19 protein-coding genes and 2 pseudogenes are annotated in these 20,701 nt (G+C 69.6%); 15 read left to right on the top strand and 6 right to left on the bottom strand.

Translation table 11 applies throughout. The features are described from left to right. Positions 1-618 precede the first annotated feature (618 nt). Positions 619-1,242: a 3-hexulose-6-phosphate synthase gene (gene hxlA, locus QSJ40_RS05285; RefSeq protein WP_285729410.1), complete on the bottom strand. Its 624-nt coding sequence runs from the start codon at positions 1,240-1,242 to the stop codon at positions 619-621. A gap of 53 nt (positions 1,243-1,295) precedes the next feature. Continuing rightward, on the bottom strand, positions 1,296-1,868 hold the full coding sequence (gene hxlB, locus QSJ40_RS05290; protein ID WP_006215287.1) for a 6-phospho-3-hexuloisomerase: 573 nt from the start codon (positions 1,866-1,868) through the stop codon (positions 1,296-1,298). A gap of 92 nt (positions 1,869-1,960) precedes the next feature. On the opposite strand from hxlB, the gene QSJ40_RS05295 reads away from it, so the two are divergent. Next, positions 1,961-2,812, top strand: a complete 852-nt coding sequence (locus QSJ40_RS05295; RefSeq protein WP_285729414.1) for a LuxR C-terminal-related transcriptional regulator — start codon at positions 1,961-1,963, stop codon at positions 2,810-2,812. A gap of 324 nt (positions 2,813-3,136) precedes the next feature. Here QSJ40_RS05295 and QSJ40_RS05300 read toward each other — a convergent pair whose 3' ends face one another. Then, complete coding sequence (locus QSJ40_RS05300; RefSeq protein ID WP_285729417.1) at positions 3,137-4,894, bottom strand: oleate hydratase; 1,758 nt, start codon at positions 4,892-4,894, stop codon at positions 3,137-3,139. A gap of 87 nt (positions 4,895-4,981) precedes the next feature. On the opposite strand from QSJ40_RS05300, the gene QSJ40_RS05305 reads away from it, so the two are divergent. Together QSJ40_RS05305 and QSJ40_RS05310 are read left to right on the top strand one after the other, a co-directional pair. Next, entirely contained in the window at positions 4,982-5,713 is a 732-nt protein-coding gene (locus tag QSJ40_RS05305) for a TetR/AcrR family transcriptional regulator (protein WP_285729419.1), read from the top strand. Positions 5,714-5,876: 163 nt separating this feature from the next. Beyond that, positions 5,877-6,253 (top strand): annotated as a pseudogene (locus QSJ40_RS05310) (transposase); the annotation flags it as partial. A gap of 32 nt (positions 6,254-6,285) precedes the next feature. Here QSJ40_RS05310 and nhaA read toward each other — a convergent pair. Beyond that, positions 6,286-8,151 (bottom strand): Na+/H+ antiporter NhaA, encoded by a 1,866-nt coding sequence (nhaA, locus tag QSJ40_RS05315; protein WP_285729421.1) that lies wholly within the window; start codon positions 8,149-8,151, stop codon positions 6,286-6,288. A gap of 606 nt (positions 8,152-8,757) precedes the next feature. Between nhaA and QSJ40_RS05320 the strand changes: the two genes are divergently transcribed. From QSJ40_RS05320 to QSJ40_RS05360, 9 genes and pseudogenes are all read left to right on the top strand, one after another. After that, positions 8,758-10,047, top strand: a complete 1,290-nt coding sequence (locus tag QSJ40_RS05320; RefSeq protein ID WP_006215283.1) for a TadA family conjugal transfer-associated ATPase — start codon at positions 8,758-8,760, stop codon at positions 10,045-10,047. Further along, complete coding sequence (locus QSJ40_RS05325) at positions 10,044-10,907, top strand: type II secretion system F family protein (protein ID WP_006215282.1); 864 nt, start codon at positions 10,044-10,046, stop codon at positions 10,905-10,907. Before QSJ40_RS05320 ends, QSJ40_RS05325 begins: the two co-directional genes overlap by 4 nt. Then, a complete protein-coding gene (locus QSJ40_RS05330) occupies positions 10,904-11,845 on the top strand; it encodes a type II secretion system F family protein (protein ID WP_259903858.1) in 942 nt (313 codons plus the stop codon). The genes QSJ40_RS05325 and QSJ40_RS05330 overlap by 4 nt, the downstream gene beginning before the upstream one ends. 41 nt (positions 11,846-11,886) lie before the next feature. Further along, positions 11,887-12,132 (top strand): hypothetical protein, encoded by a 246-nt coding sequence (locus tag QSJ40_RS05335; protein ID WP_006215278.1) that lies wholly within the window; start codon positions 11,887-11,889, stop codon positions 12,130-12,132. Beyond that, entirely contained in the window at positions 12,125-12,526 is a 402-nt protein-coding gene (locus QSJ40_RS05340; protein ID WP_024290839.1) for a TadE/TadG family type IV pilus assembly protein, read from the top strand. The genes QSJ40_RS05335 and QSJ40_RS05340 overlap by 8 nt, the downstream gene beginning before the upstream one ends. Beyond that, the gene (locus QSJ40_RS05345) at positions 12,507-12,953 is read left to right on the top strand and encodes a hypothetical protein (protein ID WP_006215276.1); all 447 of its coding nucleotides are present in this window, start codon (positions 12,507-12,509) and stop codon (positions 12,951-12,953) included. The genes QSJ40_RS05340 and QSJ40_RS05345 overlap by 20 nt, the downstream gene beginning before the upstream one ends. 11 nt (positions 12,954-12,964) lie before the next feature. Next, complete coding sequence (locus QSJ40_RS05350; protein ID WP_285729431.1) at positions 12,965-13,420, top strand: pilus assembly protein TadG-related protein; 456 nt, start codon at positions 12,965-12,967, stop codon at positions 13,418-13,420. A gap of 108 nt (positions 13,421-13,528) precedes the next feature. Next, positions 13,529-13,885: pseudogene (locus QSJ40_RS05355) on the top strand (type II toxin-antitoxin system RelE/ParE family toxin). Further along, a complete protein-coding gene (locus QSJ40_RS05360; RefSeq protein ID WP_285729433.1) occupies positions 13,876-14,181 on the top strand; it encodes a helix-turn-helix transcriptional regulator in 306 nt (101 codons plus the stop codon). Before QSJ40_RS05355 ends, QSJ40_RS05360 begins: the two are co-directional and overlap by 10 nt. Before the next feature lie 30 nt (positions 14,182-14,211). On the opposite strand, the gene QSJ40_RS05365 is transcribed toward QSJ40_RS05360, so the two are convergent. Next, complete coding sequence (locus QSJ40_RS05365; protein WP_285729435.1) at positions 14,212-14,985, bottom strand: enoyl-CoA hydratase; 774 nt, start codon at positions 14,983-14,985, stop codon at positions 14,212-14,214. A gap of 169 nt (positions 14,986-15,154) precedes the next feature. On the opposite strand from QSJ40_RS05365, the gene QSJ40_RS05370 reads away from it, so the two are divergent. Then, positions 15,155-16,831 carry a long-chain-fatty-acid--CoA ligase gene (locus QSJ40_RS05370; RefSeq protein WP_285729437.1) on the top strand — a complete coding sequence of 559 codons (1,677 nt, stop codon included), beginning with the start codon at positions 15,155-15,157 and terminating at the stop codon, positions 16,829-16,831. Positions 16,832-16,863: 32 nt separating this feature from the next. Here the strand turns inward: QSJ40_RS05370 and QSJ40_RS05375 are convergent, their stop codons facing one another. Beyond that, a complete protein-coding gene (locus QSJ40_RS05375) occupies positions 16,864-17,586 on the bottom strand; it encodes a TetR/AcrR family transcriptional regulator (protein ID WP_285729439.1) in 723 nt (240 codons plus the stop codon). Positions 17,587-17,717: 131 nt separating this feature from the next. On the opposite strand from QSJ40_RS05375, the gene QSJ40_RS05380 reads away from it, so the two are divergent. Then, positions 17,718-19,394 (top strand): long-chain-fatty-acid--CoA ligase, encoded by a 1,677-nt coding sequence (locus QSJ40_RS05380; RefSeq protein WP_285729441.1) that lies wholly within the window; start codon positions 17,718-17,720, stop codon positions 19,392-19,394. 45 nt (positions 19,395-19,439) lie between these two features. Then, on the top strand, positions 19,440-20,660 hold the full coding sequence (locus QSJ40_RS05385) for an acetyl-CoA C-acetyltransferase (protein WP_285729443.1): 1,221 nt from the start codon (positions 19,440-19,442) through the stop codon (positions 20,658-20,660). The last annotated feature ends 41 nt before the right edge of the window (positions 20,661-20,701 follow it).

Here is a 20,701-nt window from a genome sequence, read left to right on the forward strand (position 1 = left end):
CCCCTCACCTCCCGCTCCGGATCGCCTCGCGGGGCGAGGGGGGACGATCACTGGTGCCAGGGCCGCCGGCGCGCGCACGTCGCGGAGGGACCGGTGTCACCCGGCGCCGGTCCTGGCGGGGAGCTCCAGCGGGGGGTGTCACGCGGACGAGTGCCGGTCCACCGAGGGGACCGGCACTGAGAAGGTTTGACGCGGCTCCAGCGACATCGCACATGGCGGGGCCGTCGGGACGTGCCACCGCGCCATCCAGAACGTCACGATCATCATGACGCGGATCGAGCGCTTCTGCGAGAGCACCGTCGCCGCCCGCGCCGGGAGCTCGGCGAGATCGTGTGCTCCGAGGCCCGGACGGCGGTCGATGAGCCGGAGTCCGCTGCTGTCGATCGAGCCGTTGCGGGGAGTCCGGCGTATGCGCGTCATGACAGCAGCCATCGCCGGGATCGAGCGGACCTCCGACCGGCGCCGATGCCGGGCACGTCCTGCGGGGAGGAGGGTCACGTGGCGCTCTGCGCCACGCGGGGATCGTCTGCGGCATCAGTCCACCGCATCCGGTGGGAGGGGACAGGGTCCGGGCGTGCCGTCACCCGCCCCCTCACCACGGGATGCGGTGGGCGGTGGTCACCGGATGGCGGAGCGGATGGCGGCGGCCGCGGCGGCGACGTCCGATGCGCTGTAGATGGCGCTGCCCGCGACGGCCACGTCTGCTCCCGCCTGCTGGACGGCCTCGACAGAGTCCGCACTGACGCCGCCGGCGACGGAGAACGGGACCTCGGCGGCCTTGCCGGCGGAGAGCAGGACGTCGAGGCTGTAGCCGTCCTCCGCCTGCTCGTCGAGGCCGGCGTGCATCTCCACGAAGACGGCGCCGAGGGCGACGACCTCTCGGGCCCGTGCGGCCTTGTCGGACACGCCGATCAGATCGACGACGACGCCCTTGCCGTGCTTGGTCGCCGCGGCGACCGCGCCGGCGATCGTGCTGTCACCGGCGACGCCGAGCACGGTGACCAGATCGGCTCCGGCGGAGAAAGCGATGTCAGCTTCCAGCTCGCCGGCATCCATGGTCTTGAGATCGGCGAAGACGGTCTTGTCGGGGTGGGCGGCCTTGACCGCCGTGATCGCCGCGAGGCCCTCGCTCTTGATCAGAGGGGTGCCGAGCTCGAGGATGTCGACGTAGGGGGCGGCCTTCGCGGCGAGGTCGAGGGCGGACTCGGTGGTCAGGGTGTCCATGGCGAACTGCAGACGCATGTCAGGGTGTCTCTTTCTCGTGGTGGTGTCGATGATGGAACGGGGAAGAAAGGTCATTCGAGGTTGGCATGACGGGGCCAGAGCGCATCCGCACTCTGTCCGCTCTTCTGCCACAGGACGTCGAAGAGAGCGTCGCCGACGAGGACGAGGAGCTGCTCGAAGAGGCTGCCGGCATACTGGGCCGACTGCTGCTCGGACCGGTCTGTCTTCGTCGCTGCACGGATGACCAGGACGGCGTGGGACAGCTGAGCAAGCGGTGACTCGGGGTCGGTCGTGATCCCGATGACGCGGGCACCGACGGATCGCGCCGTCTCAGCCGCGCTCACCACCCCCGAGGTCGTGCCGGAACCGCTGGCGGTCAGGAGCAGATCGCCCTCTCCGATCGCCGGGGTCGTCGTCTCACCGACGACGTGGACCTCCAGTCCGAGGTGCATGAGGCGCATGGCCGTCATCCGCAGCGCGAGCCCGGAGCGTCCAGCGCCGTGGACGAAGACCCGCCGGGCGTCCGCTGTCAGCTCGACGGCGGCCGCGAGCGCGGGCGCGTCGGGAAGGGCAGCTGCCCCCTCGATCTCGTTGACGATCCGCGTCAGCGAATCCTGAATGCCTCGTTCTTCCATGTCGACCATCTTGGGCCGGTCCGCGGCGGTTCACTGCTGCCCGATGAGCGGGGCGCCCCGTTCGATCGGGTGGGTCTCCCAGGTCGGGCTAGAGTAGCGGGGTGAGCGACCTCCCGACCCCGCTGGAACGTGCCCGCTCCCTGTCGCGGGACCGTGCCCTGGCCGAGCAGGCCGATCAGCATGCGATCACCCTCGAATCGATCCTCGCCGTGCTCCGCTCCGGCCGACTCGCGGATGCTGCCGCGCGCAGGGAGGCCACGGAGATCGCCTCCTCCGCGCTCATCCGTGCTCGTTCGGTCCATGCGCAGCAGGAGAGCGTGCTCGAGCCGGTAGCCGAGGCATTCTCGCGCCTGCGCGCCGAACTGCGTCCTCTGATCCGCTCCGGGCCACTGCACGTCCAGTTCGCCGAGCCTCCTGCGCGAGGACGGGCGCTGCCGGGCCCGGTCGCTCGGGAAGCCCGAGCCATCTCCCGCACAGCAGTGCTCTCGCTCATGGACCGCGCGGACGCTGCACGCGCCCGGATCGGCTGGGACTGCGATGGCCGCAACCTGCTGATGGAGGTCCGTGACGACGGGGGAACCGCGGTGACGGCGGACAACGACACACTGCGTCCGATCGTGGAGCGGGTGGCGGCGCTCGACGGAACCATGGACGTGGAGACGACCCCGGGCTGGGGGACGACGCTGCGGATCGAGATCCCGCTGGACCCACCCAGCGCAGCGCTCACCGTGGAGGGCGCCGAGGAACTCACCGACCGCGAGAAGCAGGTGCTGCGCCTGGTCGCGACCGGGATCTCGAACCAGCGCATCGGCGACCAGCTCGGGATCACGGCGAACACCGTGAAGTACCACGTGGCCAACTTGCTGCGGAAATACGGCGCCCGCACGCGCGCCGAGCTCGCAAGCATTGCTCACTCCGATGATGCGCACCATCCGAGCTCCCGGACTCGATAGCGGGCCTCGGTCCGGACGGTGACTGCGGTGCCCCGACCTGGCACCCCGCGCGGAAGATCCCACCATCACCGGTCGGCCGGCACTGCGAGCGGTGGCGTACCCGCAGCATGGGCGTGGGTCCGGGCTGTCGAGCGATGGTGACCACCAGCGGACATGGTGCGCATCCTTCTGGGCCGCCCATCGGCCACGCCAGAAGAGTGACCTATCCGTGCGGCGGTCCCCCTTCTCAGGCCTTGAGCACGCGGCACCGACATTCTGCCGACCAACCCCTGGGCGCGCCTCGGGGCCGGGCCGAGGCGCACTCCGGGTGGGCGGGCACGAGGCTCAGATCAGGCCGTGCTCCTCGAGGAGCTGACCGATCTCTCCGTGCTCGAGCCTGTCGCGCAGGTAGCTGCGCAGCGCGGCCGGGCCGGGGATCTCCACCTTCTTGCCGTCGCGCATGCGCGCCGAGGCCTCGAGGAGGTCGCGCACGTCGTACGTGGATCCCCAGGTCTCCGGCACGCCGCGCTCCACGTCGAGGAGCTCGTAGACGGCCTCCATGCCGGTGCGCACCGAGTACTCGGTGGTGAAGATCGTGTCGCGGCCGGTCTCCGCGAACTGCCCGAGGAACGCGAAGTTCTCGGCACCCTCCGGGACGACCCGAGGGCGATCCCCAGCGCGGCGGGGCATGAAGAAGCTCGTCACGTAGGGCATCATCACCGGCACGCACCGGGCGCCGGTCGCCGCGAGCTCAGGGATCTCCTCCACGGGCACACCCAGGTGGTAGAGCCACTCCTGGGTGATCTCCTCACCGGTGCACTGCGACAGGGGCTTCTTCACGTAGTCGCCCTCGACGTCGACGAACAGGCCGTAGACCCAGACGACGATCTGATCCTTCGGCTGCTTCTTGAAGTGCGGCTGGCGGTTGACCGTCCAGCTCAGCAACCAGGAGGAGTCCTCGGCGGTGACGATGCCGCCGGTGACCACGCGGCCGCTGAACGGATCGCGCTGGGCGATGCGCTCGATGTAGGCCGGGATGCGCTGATCGAGCGTCGTGACCGTGGCCGATTCCCACTTCGTCTCCTCGATCGAGGAGCAGAAGACCTCCGGGCGCCCGAACGACGGGTCCTTCTTCGCGATGCGCTTCCACAGGTCCCAGGCCGGGGCCGGGCCCTCATGGAGCACAGCGGGGGTGTGGTGGTCACCGTCATCGGAGTTGTCCACGAGCGATCCGATCGTCATCAGCGCGAGGTCGTGCTCACCGAGCTCGATGGTCTCCTCGGCGCCGTCGCGGCGGCAGTGGATCGCGGTGGCGCGGATCTCGCCGTTGCGGTGGGCGAAGTCCACATCGAGGACCTCGGTGCCGGACTGGAAGACGACGCCGTGTTCGGTGAGGTAGTGCATGAGCGGCAGGACGAAGGACTCGTACTGGTTGTACTTCGTGAACTTCAGCGCCGTGAAATCGGGCAGTCCGCCGATGTGGTGGACGAACCTGTGGAGATAGAGCTTGAACTCGAGCGCGGAGTGCCACTCCTCGAAGGCGAACATCGTCCGCCAGTACATCCAGAACGGCGAGTCGAGGAACTCACGGCCCATCACCTCGTCGATGCGCTTGCCCTCCATCTCCGCGCGCTCGGCGAGAAAGACCCTGAGCAGGTCCTTCTGCGCCCGCTTCGGCAGGCTGAAGCGGCCCTCGTGGCCTGCGTCCTCGCCCTGACGGACGGTGGCCCGGCGCAGCGAGTAGTTGGGGTCGTCCTTGTTGAGCCAGTAGAACTCGTCGAGCACGGAGGCGTCCTCGAGCTCGAGGGAGGGGATGGAGCGCATCATGTCCCACAGGCACTCCATGTGGTCCTCCAGCTCCCGGCCGCCGCGGATGACGAAGCCCTTGTCCGGCACGTCAAGGCCGTCGAGCGCACCGCCGGCGACGTCGCCCTTCTCGAGGATCGTGACGTTGGCACCGGGGACCCCGGCGTCGCGGATCAGGAAGACGGCCGCCGCGAGCCCGGCCAGCCCGCTGCCGACGATGTAGGCCTTCGTCTCCTGGGCGTGCTGTGCGGGGCGGGGACGCGCGAACGCCTCGTAGTTACCTGCTGTGTGCTGCATGGTCCGTCCTTCCCGACGCGTGCCGGATGCCGATCACCCGGCCTGCATATTGAGCGTACTCAAGATTGAGTCGACTACAATGGTTGTATGGAAACTCGGGATGGCACGGGGCTGGGGCTGTCGGCGACGCTTGGCAGGCGCGAGCGGGCGAAGGCGGAGAAGCGCGCCCGCATCCTCGCCGCGGCGCGCGCGCTGTTCGAGGAGCGCGGATTCCAGCGGACCTCGATGAGCGAGGTCGCGCGCGCGGCGGATGTGGCCGAGGGGACCGTCTTCCAGTACGCGGCGACGAAGACGGAGCTGCTCATGATGGTCGTCGATGCGCTCTGGGGAGCCCACGAGCGCGCGACGGCCACTCCTCCGCGCTCTGCGTTCGCCGCACCCGGCGGGTCCGGTACAGCACCGCCGGCAGGGGAGATCGCGGACCAGATCGCGGCGCTCATCTCGCCGCTCGTCGCCGCGATGTGCCGTTGGCCCGAGCCCGCGACATGGGTCGCCCGCGAGATCCTCTTCGGTGCAGAGATGCCGCACCGCCGGCGGGTCCTCAACCATGTCGAGAGCCTCGAGGAGCAGATCGCCTCGCGCTTGCAGGACAGTCGGGCCCACGCGTCAGGTGCGGTCGGAGTGACGCGGGACGGCGCGGCCGGAGCTGCCGGCGGGGCCCCCGGAGCGGTCGAGGCAACCGCCGCCCGGCTCATCGTCACCGGGGTGCTGGCCGAGCTCAACCGCTCCCGGCAGGGGCGCAATGAGAGCGAGAACGTCGATGCGGCTCTGCGTCGGCTCATCGATCTCGTGGTGGCAGGGGCGAGCGCCTCGCGGTGACAGGCAAGCCGTCCCCATCGACACCGCCATCACGGGGACCGATGCTTTGACGAGCACGCCCTCGGTGTGACGTGCAGGGCGCGTGTACCGCCGCGAGGCGGTGCGCCGGGCTTTCCAGAAGGAGCCCAGCGGGTTCTCGGGGTCTCGATGAGAGGAGACTCCGAAAGCGGTGGAGCGCGGCGGCTGCTACCTCAGCGACCTCCACGCCCGCATCGGCACGATCGGCGTGGCCGTCCCCCATCTCCGCCCGGGCACCTGCCTTCCCCGTGGCTGGTCGAGCGGTGTAAGCGCGCCGGAGCAGCCCTGATCCCGGTCGTCGCGGACTGCTATCTCGCCGGGGTCTGCTCCCACCGGAGGACTCTGCCGACGCGCCGCCGCGCTGGCGCCGAAAGTCCGGGAGGGCGGGGGCGTGATCTCGCCGTCGTCCCCCTCGCGATAGGCATGAACGAGGACGGGCACCGCGAAGTGCTCGGCATGCGGGTTGCGACCAGCGAGACCGGAGCTGCGTGGAACGGGTTCCTCGCCGGCAGGGTCGCCCGCGTCCCACCGTGTTCCGGGTTCGCGGATCGGCCTCAGGCCTTCGCCGCCTGGGTGCGGCTCCCGCGACGGCTGGATTCCAGCATCTCGGTCAGTGAGCGCGCGTCATAGCTGCCCACCATCCGACAACCATCGATGAAGAACGTCGGGGTCATCTTGGCGCCGCTCGCCTCCGCGCTCGCGATGTCCCGCTGCACCCTCGCAGCAACCTCGTCGCTGTCGAGATCCTCGATGAACGCCTCGACATCGAGGCCCAGCTCAGCCGCGTAGCCGATGAGATCCTCCCTCTCCAGCGCGTTCTGCCGAGTGAAGACGAAGTCGAGCCACGGCCAGAACATCTCCTGCTTCGCGGCCGCCTCGGCGGCCCGTGCGGCGAGGGGGCCGTGAGGATGGTGAGGCAGATGCCGCACGACGTAGCGCAGATCGTCACCGAAGCGCCCGTGCAGGTCTTCCCAGGAGCCAGTGGCGTGCGCGCAGTACGGGCACTCGAAGTCCACGAACTCCACGAGGGTGAGCCGGGCGTCCTCCGGTCCGCGGATGTGATCCACCTCGGGGTCCACCGGAGAGTCGAGCGTCATCGGGAGATCCGCCGTCTCCTCTCCCCACCGACGGGCCGCGACCTTGAAGATCGACCAGCCCAGAACAGTGGCGAGCACCATCGCCACGAGCACGCCCAGCGTCGCCTGGCGCCCCAGATCCGAGGAGGAGTCGAAAGCAAGGCTGATGACCAGCAGCGACACGGTGAAACCGATGCCCGAAAGCGCTGCCCCGCCGAACACGCTGCCCATTCCGACTCCCTCCGGCAGTCGGCCTGCGCCCATCCGAACGGCGAGGAGCGTCGCGATCCCGATTCCGAGGAGCTTGCCGAGCACGAGCCCCGCGATGACGCCCCACGTCACAGGCGAGCCCAGCGAGTCGGCCACCACCCCGCCGCCCAGGTCGACCCCGGCATTGGCCAGAGCGAAGATCGGCACGACCAGCAACGCCGTGGGGAGACGGAGGTACTCGTGCAACCGCTCGTTGACCGACACGCCCTTGGACAGCCCCCGTCCGACAGCACGCGACGAGGAAGCGCTCGGAGATTGCCAGAAGTCGCGGAACAGCTGCCGGGCGGCGACCACCTCGTGCCGTTGCGTCGGGTAGGCGGGGATCAGAAGGCCGGCGATCATGCCCGTCAGCGAGGCGTGGATGCCGGAGGACAGAGTCGCCAGCCACAGCACGATGACGATCCCCACATACGGAGCAGCACTCCACTGCCGGGAACGGCCCAGCAACCACAGGGCGACGAGGCAGCCGAGAGCGACCAGCAGCGGGACGGGCCGGATCTCCTCGCTGTAGAACACCCCGATGATCGACACCGCAAGGAAGTCGTCGACCACCGTGAGAGTCAGAAGGAAGACGCGAAGCTGCCCGGAAAGCCGGGGGCCGACGATCGCGAGAGCACCGAGCATGAACGCCGTGTCCGTTCCGACGACCGCCCCCCACCCGCGAAGCCCCTCGCCACCGGACGCTCCGACGACCAGGACATACACCAGCGCGGGCAACGCCACGCCCGCGACACCGGCGATCGCTGCCAGGCGTGCGCGACTGCTGTCCCGCAGGGCCCCATGCGCAAACTCCTGGCGCACCTCGAGTCCCACGACGAAGAAGAACACGACCATGAGCCCGTCGTTGATCCAGTGGTGCAGATCCAGGTGCAACCCGAACGGGCCGACGTCGATCCCCACGCTCTGGTGCCACAACTCGAAGTAGGAAGAGGACAGCGGCGAGTTCGCCCAGAGGAGGGCGAAGGCCGTGACAATGATGAGCAGCACGGCCGATCCCGACTCCGTGCGGAGTCTTCCGACCATGCCCCGGGGGGATGAGCTTGAGTGAGACACCGCTAGATTCTGCCTGAACATGCTGGCTAGCGGTGCCGCGGGACGGGAGGATGGCACGCAACGTCAGCGCTCGAGGAGCCGTCGATAGGGACTGCCGCATGGATAGGTCAGGTCAAGATGACCTGACCTATCCATGCGGCAGTCCCGCCTCACCTGATGTGCCACTCAGTGTTCCCCGAGATGACGACACACGATCGACATCCCGCCCTGTCCCATCGCGAGAGGCCGATTCTTCCCGTCCGCCACTATGACCGAGCGTCTCTCCACCGCTCCAACGCCCTTGCAGTGAATCTTCGACCGGTCGCGGGGAAGGTCGCAGCATGCGAGGAAGCAAGTGGGTCGGCAGCGACGTCGAAGGGAGGGCCCCCTGAGAGGATCAGCGGATGCGTGAAGCGGGTCATAACTGCACGAATGATCATTCTGCGTCGCTACTTTGCGGTCACTTCTCGGCTTGCACGGGTGTGTTCCCCCAGGTCGGAGAAGTGTTATCCACACCCTGGACCATGGTCCATGTACCGTCTGCGCCCTGAGCTCTAGATTCCTCGGCAATCGGGGTTGTCGAGCGGATGGGGGTCCGTGATGGCTGCAGTGCTGCAGGGGCAGACGCGCCCACGGAGCTCGTCTGCGGTGCGTGGGCGTCGTCGAGCCGGACAGGTCGAGGAGTCGCAGCTCAGCTCACGGGTCATCGCCGAGGTGCGCGAGCAGGTGCGTCGTCGGGGTCTGGATCCGTTCGATGCGCCCACCGAGGTGGCCTCGATTGTCGACACCGTCCTGAATGAGCACGATCAGATCTCGGCGCGCACGGGCTCCGCGTCGTTCGAGGACCTGGAGGAGGTCCGCCATCGGATCCTGGACGCTGTCGCCGGCTTCGGGGTGCTGCAGCCGCTGCTCGACGACGACTCGATCGAGGAAGTGTGGATCAACGGCCCCGATGAGGTGTTCGTGGCCCGCAGCGGAGAGTCCGAGCTGACGGGGCTGCACGTGGAGCCGGAGGAGGTCCGGCAACTGGTCGAGCGGATGCTGCGACGCTCCGGCCGACGCCTGGATCTCAGCTCGCCGTTCGTGGACGCCTCCCTTCCCGACGGCTCGCGCCTGCACGTGGTCATTCCGGATGTCACCCGTGAGCACTGGTCGGTGAACATCCGCAAGTTCGTGGTGGCGGCACGACGGATCGCGGACATGGTCCGACTGGGCTCCATGAGCCCGGAGGCGGGGACGTTCCTCTCGGAGGCCACGCGGGCGGGGCTGAACATCCTGGTCTCCGGAGCCACGCAGGCGGGCAAGACCACCATGCTCAACTGCCTGTGCGCGCAGATCGACCCGCGGCAGCGCGTGGTCACGGTCGAGGAGATCTTCGAGCTGCAGATCCCGCTGCGCGACGTGGTCGGGATGCAGTGCCGGCAGGCGAACCTCGAGGGCACCGGCGAGATCCCCATGCGCCGGCTCGTGAAGGAGGCACTTCGGATGCGACCTGATCGGCTGATCGTTGGGGAGGTCCGCGAGGCCGAGTCCCTGGACATGCTCATCGCGCTGAACGCCGGCCTCCCGGGGATGGCCAGCCTGCACGCGAACTCGGCCCGGGACGCCGTCACCAAGATCTGCACCCTGCCGCTGCTCGCGGGCGAGAACATCTCCTCGGCGTTCGTGGTGCCCACCGTGGCCGCGTGCTTCGATCTGGTGGTCCACTGCCGTCGTCGCCCCGACGGGCACCGAGAGGTGGAGGAGATCCTGGCCGTCGGCACCCGGGTCGAGAACGGGATCATCGAGACGTCGACTCTGTTCCATCGGGTCGGCGGCGATCTGGTCGCAGCCGGTGCCGAGGTTCCGGCCCCGGGGAAGTTCGCTCTTGCGGGCATCTCCACCGAGCAGGTGCGCGAGTGCCTGGGCCGCAGCCGTGACGACGGGTCGGGACGATGATCACCGGTGTCCTGCTCGGGCTGCTGCTCGGGGCCGGACTGTGCCTGATCTGGTGGTCGTTCTGGACCCAGGTCACGCCGCGTGCGCAGCGACGGCGTCGTGAGGGACTTCTGCGCCGGCGCCTGGATCGTGCCGGGATGCATGCGGTGCGCCCCGGCTCGTTCGTGCTGCTGTCCGTCGTCGTGGCGGCCCTGGCCGCGGTGATCGTGTGGGCCGTGTCCGGGGGTGCGGTGTTCGGCCTGTGCGCGGGCATCGTGTCGCTGTTCGTCCCGTGGTCCCTGCTGGGGCGGCGCATGCGCCGTCGCTCGCACCAGCTGCGCACCGTGTGGCCGGACGTGGTGGACATGCTGCGCTCGGCGATCCGCGCGGGGCTCTCGCTGCCCGAGGCCCTGGCCCAGCTGCAGCACCGGGGCCCGGAGATCGTGCAGCCGGCCTTCGAGCGCTTCGCCGGCGACTACCGGGCCACTGGGCAGTTCCTCCCGGCGCTGGACGCCCTCAAGGAGGAGCTCGCCGATCCGGTGGCCGACAACATCATCGAATCCCTGCGCGTCACCCGGGAGGTGGGCGGCACGGACCTGGGTCGGCTGCTCGGCACGCTCTCCGAGTTCCTGCGCGAGAACTCGCGGACCCGCAGCGAGCTGGAGGCCCGGCAGTCGTGGACGGTCAATGCGGCGCGGCTGTCCGTGGCCGCGCCCTGGCTCATCCTGCTGCTCATGGCCAGCCAGCCGGCGGCCGTGAGCGCCTATGACAGCCCGGCTGGCGCGGTCGTGCTGCTCGGCGGTCTGGCGATCTCCGCGATCGCCTATCGCCTCATGCTGCGCCTCGGTGCTCTGCCCGAACCGGAGCGGGTGCTCCGATGAGCCTGCCTTTCGCCATCCCGCTGATCATCGGCACCGTGCTGGGGCTCGGGCTGTGGCTGATGCTCGTGCCCGCGCCGTCCAGCTCCCGTCGTCGCTTCACGCGTCGAGTGGTGATGCAGATGCGCGCCACGGATCCAGCGGTGCGCCATGCCGAACACGTGCGCACCCGCGACCAGCGCGGACTGCTGGCCATCGGCATGGCACTGGCCTCTCCGGTGGGACTGGGGCTGGGGCGGCGCCTCGGCGGGGATGTCCAGCGTCAGCTCCTGCGCAGACTGGAGCGCGAGGGGGCGGGCCGCAGCCTCGCCGACTACCGGACGGAGCAGGTCCTCTGCGCCTTGGCCGGTGCGGTCATCGGCGGCGTCTGGGGCGCGGCGGCTGTCCTGCGACTCGGCGCGCCGGGGCCTGCGGTCCTGCTGCTGCTCATCGGCGGTGCGCTCAGCGGGGCCTGGGCCCGCAGCTGGTGGCTCGGGAACCGGATCTCCGGCCGCGAGACCCGCATGCTCGCCGAGTTCCCCGCGATCGCCGAGCTTCTGGCCCTGTCCGTCGGCGCAGGCGAGTCCACCCTGGGCGCCCTCGAGCGCGTGAGCCGGATCGCCGATGGAGTGCTGGCAGAGCAGTTCCGCTCCGTGCTCGATCGCACCCGCTCCGGTATCCCGCTGACCGAGTCGCTGCAGGAGTTCGCCGACCGGGTCGAGGTCACGCACATCTCCCGCTTCGTCGCGGGCATCGCCGTGGCCATGGAGCGCGGCACGCCGCTCGCCGAGGTCCTGCGCTCACAGGCCCAGGACGTCCGCGACCAGGACAAGCGCGAGCTCATGGAGATGGCCGGGCGCAAGGAGATCGCCATGATGGTGCCCCTCGTGTTCATGGTGCTCCCGCTGTCCGTGCTCTTCGCGGTGTTCCCCGGCATCGCCATCCTCCAGCTCGATCTGTGATGACTTCCCATCCGCGTCACCCTCTCCCGAAAGGCAGCACCATGAACCGCGAGCACTCCTCCCTTCCCGACGCCGTCACCGATGTCCCCGCTGCGGCTGTCCATGCGCACAGACCAGTTGAGCCGGCGGCTCTCCGGCCGCTCGATGATCCCGACCGCGGGGACGTCCCCGGCTGGGTCATGCTGACCCTGATGTCGGCGGTGCTGGTGGCCGGACTCCTGCTGATCGCACAGCCTGCCCTGGAGGGCCTGTTCAATGACGCCATCTCCCGGGTGACCGGTGGCTGAGCCTGCGACTCGCGGCCCGCAGAGGGAGGGGGACGACGGCTCCGTGGTCGCCGAGTGGGCCATGGTCGCCGGGCTCAGCGCGATCCTCTTCGCTCTCACGCTGCAGCTCGTCTTCGCCCTGCACGTGCGCAACGTGCTGATCGATGCGGCCTCGCACGGGGCGCGCTACGGCACGCTGGCGGACCGCGGTCCCGCCGATGCGCAGGAGCGCACGCGCGAGCTGATCACCGGCTCGGTGGGCGCGCGATTCGCCGGCGATGTCACCGCGGTGCCCGCCGAGGTGCAGGGAACTCCCACGCTCGAGGTCCGAGTGGTCGCGCCGCTGCCGATCGTCGGCCCCTTCGGGCCACCCGGGGCGATCGAGGTGAGCGGCCATGCCGTCGACTGGTCCTGAGGCTGCAAGCTCCGGGCGCGAGGACGACGAGGGCTCGGCCGTCGTCGAGTTCCTGCTCGTGGGTGTGGTCCTGCTGGTTCCGATCCTGATCTTCGTGGGCGTCCTGGCCCAGGCGCAGGCCGCGGCCTTCGCCGCCGTGGCGGCTGCCCAGCAGGGCTCGCAGGTGCTGGCCTCCCAGCCTGCCGGTGAAGTCTCGACGGGGCAGGTCCAGTCCGCCGCGGCGCTTCCGGCTGCGGATCAGGGCTTCGACGACGGCGAGATCGAGGTCTCGGTGACCTGCTCCGACGGGACGTGCGAGGAGGCCGGTGCCACGGCCACGGTCACTGCCGTGGCCACCGTGCGACTGCCCCGGATTCCGTTCGTGGGCATGGCCGAGATCGTCCAGATGGAGCACTCCTCGACAGTCGTGGTCGGGCGGTACTCATGAGGCCAGAGGAGATGCAGCCGGACCACCCAGGGCAGGAGGACGACGGACAGATCTCGATCCTGGTGATCGGGATGATGCTCATCCTGCTGATGGCGGTGATCGTGGTGATGGCGGTGACCTCCGTGCAGCTGGCCGAGCGGAAGCTGCAGGTGCACGCCGACCACGCCGCGCTCGCGGCCGCCGACACCTTCACCGAGCTGCAGGGCACCGAGGGAGCGGGATCGGCCCCCACCGCGGTGCTCGATGACGACTCCGTCTCCGGTGCAGCGACGTCCTACCTGGTGACGGTCGATGCCGAGCATGACCTGGACAGCCTCGCGGTCGGATCGGGAACGGGCTCCGCCGACGGTCGCACCGCCCGGGTGCATCTGACCGCGGTGGCTCGCCCGCCGGTGGTCGCGTGGTTCATCCCGGCAGGCGTCCCCGTCGAAGCCAGCGGGGAGGCCAGGGCGGAGTTCAGCCGGTGAAGGCGGAGCATTCAGCGTCTGCTCCATCGTGCTCGGGATTGAGTCCGGCAATCGCGATCAAGCGTAGTGTGCAGAACCCGGAGGTTCTAAACTGTGGTGACGTGGATCGTGGACATCGAGCTGATCGCGGAATGGCTCGCCTCCCTGGACGGCGGGTCGCGCGGGCAGGTCGTCGTTGCCGTCGAGCTGCTGGAGGAGCATGGTCCGCACCTCGGTCAACCGCTGGTGGACAGTGTCGTGGGTTCCCGACACAAGAACATGAAGGAGCTTCGTCCAGGATCCTCGGGGCGACCCTAGCTTCGTCTGCTCTTCGCGTTCGATCCTGAGCGCAGCGCGATCATCCTGGTCGCCGGCGACAAGGCCGGTGCCTGGAAGCGCTGGTACCGGCAGAGCATTCCGAAGGCTGATGCCCTGTTCGACGAGCACCTGCGGACCTTCAAGGGAGAAGGATCGACATGGCCATGAGGACGGACGAGTTCCTCGCGCAGCACCCGGTGGATCGGGCGAACATCGAGGTACATAAGCAGCGGATGCTCGCGGAGGTGCGCGCCTTCAAGCTCCGCGAGCTGCGGCAGGACGCTGGGCTGACGCAGCAGCAGGTGGCCGAGCGCATCGGCGTGTCGCAGCGGCAAGTGTCCAAGATCGAGCGCGGGGATCTGGACAGCGCCAAGGTCGGCACCATCCGCGGCTATCTCGAAGCCGTGGGCGGCGAGCTGGCCCTGGAGTTCGTCAGCGGCGACGCCCGCGTGCAGGTCGCCTGAGGGGTCCTGCTGGCGGTGGTGCCGTCGTCCTCACTCGAACTGCGCGAAGTCCGGCCGTCGCTTCTCCTGGAAGGCCGCCAGCGCTTCCACTGACTCGGGGCTGCGCAGGCGGTCGGCGAAGACCTCGATCTCGCGCCGGGTGTGCTCGAGCAGCGCGGGGACATCGCGCATCAGGGCCTTGGTCGCGGCCAGCGACCGGGCCGGGCGCGCGAGCAGCTCCACGGCCAGGCGGCGGGCCTCGTGGTCAAGCTGATCAGGATCCACCACGGAGGTGGCGATCCCCGTGGCCAGGGCCTCCTGGGCCCCCATCGGCTGGCCCAGGGCGAACATCGCGAAGGCGCGGGCGTGGCCGATGCGCTGCGGCAGCAGCAGGCTCGAGCACGCCTCCGGCACGAGCGCCAGGTCCACGAACGGGACGGTCAGGGAGGCGTCGTCGGCCAGCACCACCAGATCGCAGTGCAGCAGCATCGTGGTCCCCACGCCCACGGCACGGCCTTGGACCGCGGCGATCACGGGGGCGCCGCAGGAGATCAGCGCTCTCAGGAACCGGGTGACCGGCCACTGCTCGGCCGGGCGGTCGTCGCCGGCGAGATCCGCGAAGTCCGCCAGGTCGTTGCCGGCGGTGAACAGCCCGCCCTCGGCGCGCAGGACGACCACGCGGACGTCGGGATCCGCATCGGCGCGCTCGAGAGCCTCGGCCAGCCCGGTGTACATCTCGTGGGTCAGCGCATTGCGCTTGTCCGCCCGATCGAGCGTCACGGTGAGAACGCGGTCCTGAAGGCTGACGCTGATGCTCTGGGCCATGTGAGTGTCCTCCCGCCGGATGGTGCACGACGACGCCGCGCAGTGATGCGCGCCACTATGCCATGGGTCGTCGGGGCGGGGTCCAGGCCGTGCCTGTGCCGTCGGCGAGCTGTGATCTACTGAGCGGAGCATCAGGACATGATCTGGATCACAGAGGAAGTGGGAGACCATGCCATCGCAGGGCGGGCACATCATGGGAACGCCGTCGACCATGGGCGACGACGAGCAGCTGACCACCACGCGCCTGCTGCGCGATGCCGCGCGCAGCTTCGGCGACCAGGAGATCCTGTACCGCACGGACGACGGCGCCTGGCAGCGCACCGACTACGCCGCCACCTGGGACCGCGTCCTGCGCATGGGATCGGCGCTGAGCGGTCTGGGCGTGGGCCCCGGATCCAAGGTGGGCCTGCTGCTGTGGAACGGGCTGCACCACTTCGAGTCCTACTACTCCGTGCCGCTGACCGGGGCCACCATGGTCCAGCTCAACCTGCGCCTGGCCCCGGCGGATCTGGCCTACGTGATCGAGCACAGCGGCGTGTCCGTGATCGTGATCGATCACTCTCTGCTGGATCTGGCCCGCACGCTGCGCCGCCATGTCTCCGAGGACATCCGCTGGATCGTCGCCTCCCACGACGAGCTGGAGGAGGGGTGGGAGGAGATCGCCGACGGCGACACGTACGAGCAGCTCGTGGCGGGATCCGAGCCGCTCGCGGACATCCCGGACATGTCCGAGCGCAGCGCCTCGGGCGCCTGCTACACGACCGGCACCACAGGTCGGCCCAAGGGCGTCTACTACTCGCACCGCTCCGTGTGGCTGCACGCCGCGGCCATGGCCTGCAACGCCGGGATCACCCTGGATGACGGCGTCATGATGCTCACGCCCATGTTCCACGTCCAGTGCTGGGGCCTGCCGTACGCGGCGACCATGGTCGGGGCGCGAGTGGTGCTGCCCGGGCGCTTCGATCTCAATGACGTCGACGGGCTGATCGACTCGATCGTCGAGTGCGACGTCACGTTCTCCCCGGCGGCCCCGGCCATCCTCATGCCCATGCTGCGCGCCCTGAAGCGCCGCGAGGACCCGCCGCGCTTGGATCGACTGCGCTTCATCAGCGGAGGCAGCGAGCCCCCGGTGTCCATGGTCCGGTCCTTCCATGAGCTCACGGGCGCGCAGGTCATGCACCTGTACGGCGCCTCCGAGACCTCTCCGCTCGTGACGATCAACCGCATGAAGCCGGCCGTGGCCGCCAAGGTCTCCGAGGAGGAGGCCTGGCAGATGCGCAAGTACCAGGGGCTGGTGCCTGCAGGCGTGGAGGTCCGTCTCGTGGATCCGGCGGGGGAGCAGCTGCCCTGGGACGGCGAGACCGTGGGCGAGTTCCGCTACCGCGGCCCCTGGATCACCCGCTCCTACGCGAACAACCCGGAGGCCACGGAGAACGGCTTCGACGAGGACGGCTTCTGGCGCAGCGGCGACATGGGGTACCTGACCGAGCACGGCTATCTGAAGATCACCGACAGGCTCAAGGACGTCATCAAGTCCGGGGGCGAGTGGATCTCCTCGATCGACGTGGAGAACGCGCTGGTCGCCCTGGACGGAGTGGTCGAGGCGACCGTGATCGGGGTGCCGCACCCCAAGTGGGAGGAGCGGCCGCTGGCGCTCGTGGTGCGCTCGGAAAGCTCGGCGGTCACGGACGAGTCGGTGCGCGAGCACCTGTCCTCGAGCTTCGCCTCCTGGCAGCTGCCGGATGAGATCCGCTTCGTGGACGAGATCGCACGGACCTCGGTGGGCAAGATCAACAAGAAGAAGCTGCGGGCCGAGTTCGAGGACGCCTACACCGAGCAGTCCTGAGGGGCGCTCGACCGGGCGGGGCTGCGCGGGCCTCAGCCCTGCGCGGTCGGCTCCTCGGGGGGCATCGCGATCCTGACCAGCGGTGCCGGGGCATCGTGCGCGGCGTGATCGGCCGCCGGCTCCAACCGCTGCCAGAGCCGGTCGGTGAGCGGCTGGACCACCATGGAGCCGATCTGGCGCAGCAGCGTGGACAGCACCGAGGTCCGAAGATCCCGGCTGCTGGCGCCTGCACGGCGCAGGCGCCGGGCCTCGCTCAGCGTGAAGTCGACCAGCCGCTCGGCCAGACCGTCCTCCGCGGGTGCGGCCTCGCGTGCGGAGTGGGTGCGCGCGGAAGGCCTGTGCTCGTCGTCGTGGGCTGCGGGCTCGGACCCCGTGGGGTCGTTCCAGACCGGGGCGATCAGGCACCAGCGCAGGTAGCCGGCGATCTCTGGGTGCTCGCGCAGCATGCGCGCGAAGGCCTCGTCGCGCGCCGCCCCCACGGCTGCTGCCGTGTCCGAGGGTGCAGCCTGCGCGGTGGCCGTCTCCAGCGTCTCGGCGATGACCGAGAGCACGAGGTCGTCCACGGCGCGGGTGAGTCCCGCCTTGGAGCCGAAGTGATGGCGGATCAGTCCGGGGGCTGCCCCTGCATCGGCGGCGATCTCCCGCACGCCGGTTCCGGTCGGCCCCTGCCGTGCGTAGAGCCTCAGCGCACTGGCGCGCAGTCGCTGAGCCGTGGCCGGCAGCTCCGAAACCCCGCCGACCGTCGTCGCATCCATTCCCGTGCTCCCTCCGACTAGGCGCGCCGCCCCGCGCGGCCATCGTCCTGAGCCGGAGTATTGCACGACTGTGCAATCTCGTGCTTGACTGCGGGCACCAACCATGTGAGTCAGACCACAGGAGTCCCACCATGGCCGCAGAGCCGCCGCTGGTCCACGGAGCACCGTCCACCATGGGCGATCACGAGCAGCTGACCACCACCCGGATGCTGCGCGACGCGGCCCGCAGTTTCGGGGATCAGCAGATCTCCTACCGGGACGACTCCGGGCAGTGGCAGTCCACGGACTACGCCGCCACCTGGGACCGGGTCCTGCGCATGGGCTCGGCGCTGGAGGGTCTGGGCATCGGCCCGGACTCCCGCGTGGGCGTGCTGCTGTGGAACAGCCTGGAGCACTACGAGTCGTACTTCTCGATCCCGCTTGTGGGCGCCACCATGATCCAGTTGAACATGCGCCTGGCGCCGGCGGATCTGGCGTACGTGATCGGGCACAGCGGGGCCGCGACCCTGATCGTCGACCACACCCTGCTGCGCCTGGCCCAGGGGCTCAAGGAGCACATCCCGCAGGTCACCCAGTGGATCGTCGTGGGCCCGGACTCCTCCCTGGAGCAGTTCGACGGCTTCCCGGGAGTCTCCTCCTACGAGCAGCTGATCGCCGGCTCCCAGCCGCTGGCGCAGATCCCGAACATGGCTGAGACCACGGCGTCTGCGGCCTGCTACACCACGGGCACCACGGGTCGGCCCAAGGGCGTCTTCCTGTCCCACCGCTCGGTGTGGCTGCACGCCATGGCCGTGAGCACGAACAGCGGTCTGACGGGCGCGGACAAGGTCATGATGCTCACGCCCATGTTCCACGTGCAGTGCTGGGGCCTGCCCTTCGCGGCCACTGCCGTGGGCGCGCAGATGGTGCTGCCGGGGCGCTTCACGCTCGATGACATGGACATGCTCACCGAGGCCATCCTGGAGCAGGACGTCACGCTGGCCCCGGCGGCGCCGGCGATCCTCATGCCCATGCTGCGCAGCCTCAAGCGCATGGACACCCCTCCGCGCTTGGACGGCCTGCGCTTCCTGTGCGGGGCCAGCGAGCCGCCGGTGTCCATGATGCGGGCCTTCCATGAGCTCACCGGTGCCGAGGTGATCCACGCCTACGGAGCCACGGAGACCTCGCCCGTGGTGTCCTTGAACTGGATGAAGCCGTCTGTGGCCTCGAAGGTCTCCGAGGAGGAGGCCTGGGAGATGCGCAAGTACCAGGGCCTCGTGGTCGCCGGCGTGGACGTGAAGATCGTGGACCCCGCAGGCGAGGAGGTCCCGAACGACGGCAGCACGGCCGGCGAGGTGCGCCTGCGCGGCCCCTGGATCGTCGCCTCCTACGCCGATAATCCCGAGGCCACGGAGGCCGGCTTCGACGAGGAGGGCTACTGGCGCAGCGGCGACGTCGGCTACCTCAACGAGCACGGCTACCTGAAGATCACCGACCGGCTCAAGGACGTCATCAAGTCCGGCGGCGAGTGGATCTCCTCGATCGACATGGAGAACCGCCTGATGGCTCTGGACGGCGTCGTCGAGGCCACGGTGATCGGCGTCCCTCACCCGAAGTGGCAGGAGCGCCCCCTGGCGCTGGTGGTGACCTCCGAGGGCTCCGACGTCACCGACGCCTCGGTGCGCGAGCACCTGGCCGGCGCCTTCGCCGAGTGGCAGCTGCCGGACGAGATCCGCTTCATCGACGAGATCGCCCGCACCTCCGTCGGCAAGATCAACAAGAAGAAGCTGCGCGACGAGTACTCCGATGCCTACCAGCCTGAGTCCTGACGGACCACGCAGCCCGATCTCCCGAACCTCCAGGAAGGCCCCTCCATGACGGCACCTGCCGAAGCACTCATCTTCGACGCCATCCGCACCCCGCGCGGGCTGGGCAAGCCCCGCGGCAGCCTGCACGAGGTCAAGCCCGTCGACCTGCTCGGCGGTCTGCTCGACTCCCTGCGCGAGCGCCACCCGGACATGGACCCGGCGGGCATCGAGGACATCGTCCTGGGCTGCGTGACCCCGGTGGGGGACCAGGGCGCCGACATCGCCCGCACCGCAGCCATCAAGGCCGGCATGCCGGAGAACGTGGCCGGAGTGCAGCTCAATCGCTTCTGCGGCTCGGGCCTGGAGGCCGTGAACCAGGTGGCCGCCCGGGTGCGCTCGGGCTGGGAGTCGCTGCTGATCGGCGGCGGCGTGGAATCGATGTCCCGGGTGCCCATGGCCTCCGACGGCGGCGCGTGGGCCATGGACCCGGCGACCGCGATCGCCACGGATTTCATCCCCCAGGGCATCTCCGCCGACCTGATCGCAACCCGCGAGGGCTTCACCCGCCGCGAGCTCGACGAGTTCGCCGTCCAGAGCCACCAGCGCGCGGCTCGGGCTTGGGAGGACGGCCGCTTCTCCGGATCGGTGATCCCGGTGAAGGACCAGAACGGACTGCAGGTCCTGGACCGGGACGAGACCATCCGACCGGAGGCCACCGTCGAATCGCTGGCCGAGCTCAACCCGGCCTTCGCCAAGGTGGGGGAGGCCGGCGGCTTCGACTTCATCGCGGCCAACCGCTACCCCGAGATCGAGCGGGTCGAGCACCTGCACCACGCAGGCAGCTCGTCGGGGATCGTCGACGGCGCGGCCCTGGTGCTCGTGGGCAGCCAGGAGGCCGGGCAGCGCCACGGGCTGCGGCCCCGGGCGCGGATCGTCTCGACCGCCGTCGTGGGCTCGGAGCCCACGATCATGCTCACCGGGCCCACTCCGGCCTGCCGCAAGGCCCTGGACGTCGCCGGGCTCAGCGCCTCGGACATCGATCTGGTCGAGATCAACGAGGCCTTCGCCGCGATCCCGCTGAAGCTGCTGCGCGACATGGGCTGGTCCCAGGAGCAGACCAACGTCAACGGCGGCGCGATCGCCATGGGCCACTCGCTGGGAGCCACCGGCGCCATGATCCTGGGCACGCTGGTGGACGAGCTCGAGCGCCGGGACCTGGAGCACGGGATCGCGACCCTGTGCATCGGCGGCGGCATGGGCATCGCCACCGTCGTCCAGCGGATCTGACACCGCCTTCTGCACCCCGCACACAGCAGCCAGCCCCGGTT

The organism is Kocuria sp. NBRC 114282 (assembly GCF_030268385.1).
Classification (GTDB): Bacteria; Actinomycetota; Actinomycetes; order Actinomycetales; family Micrococcaceae; genus Kocuria; species Kocuria palustris.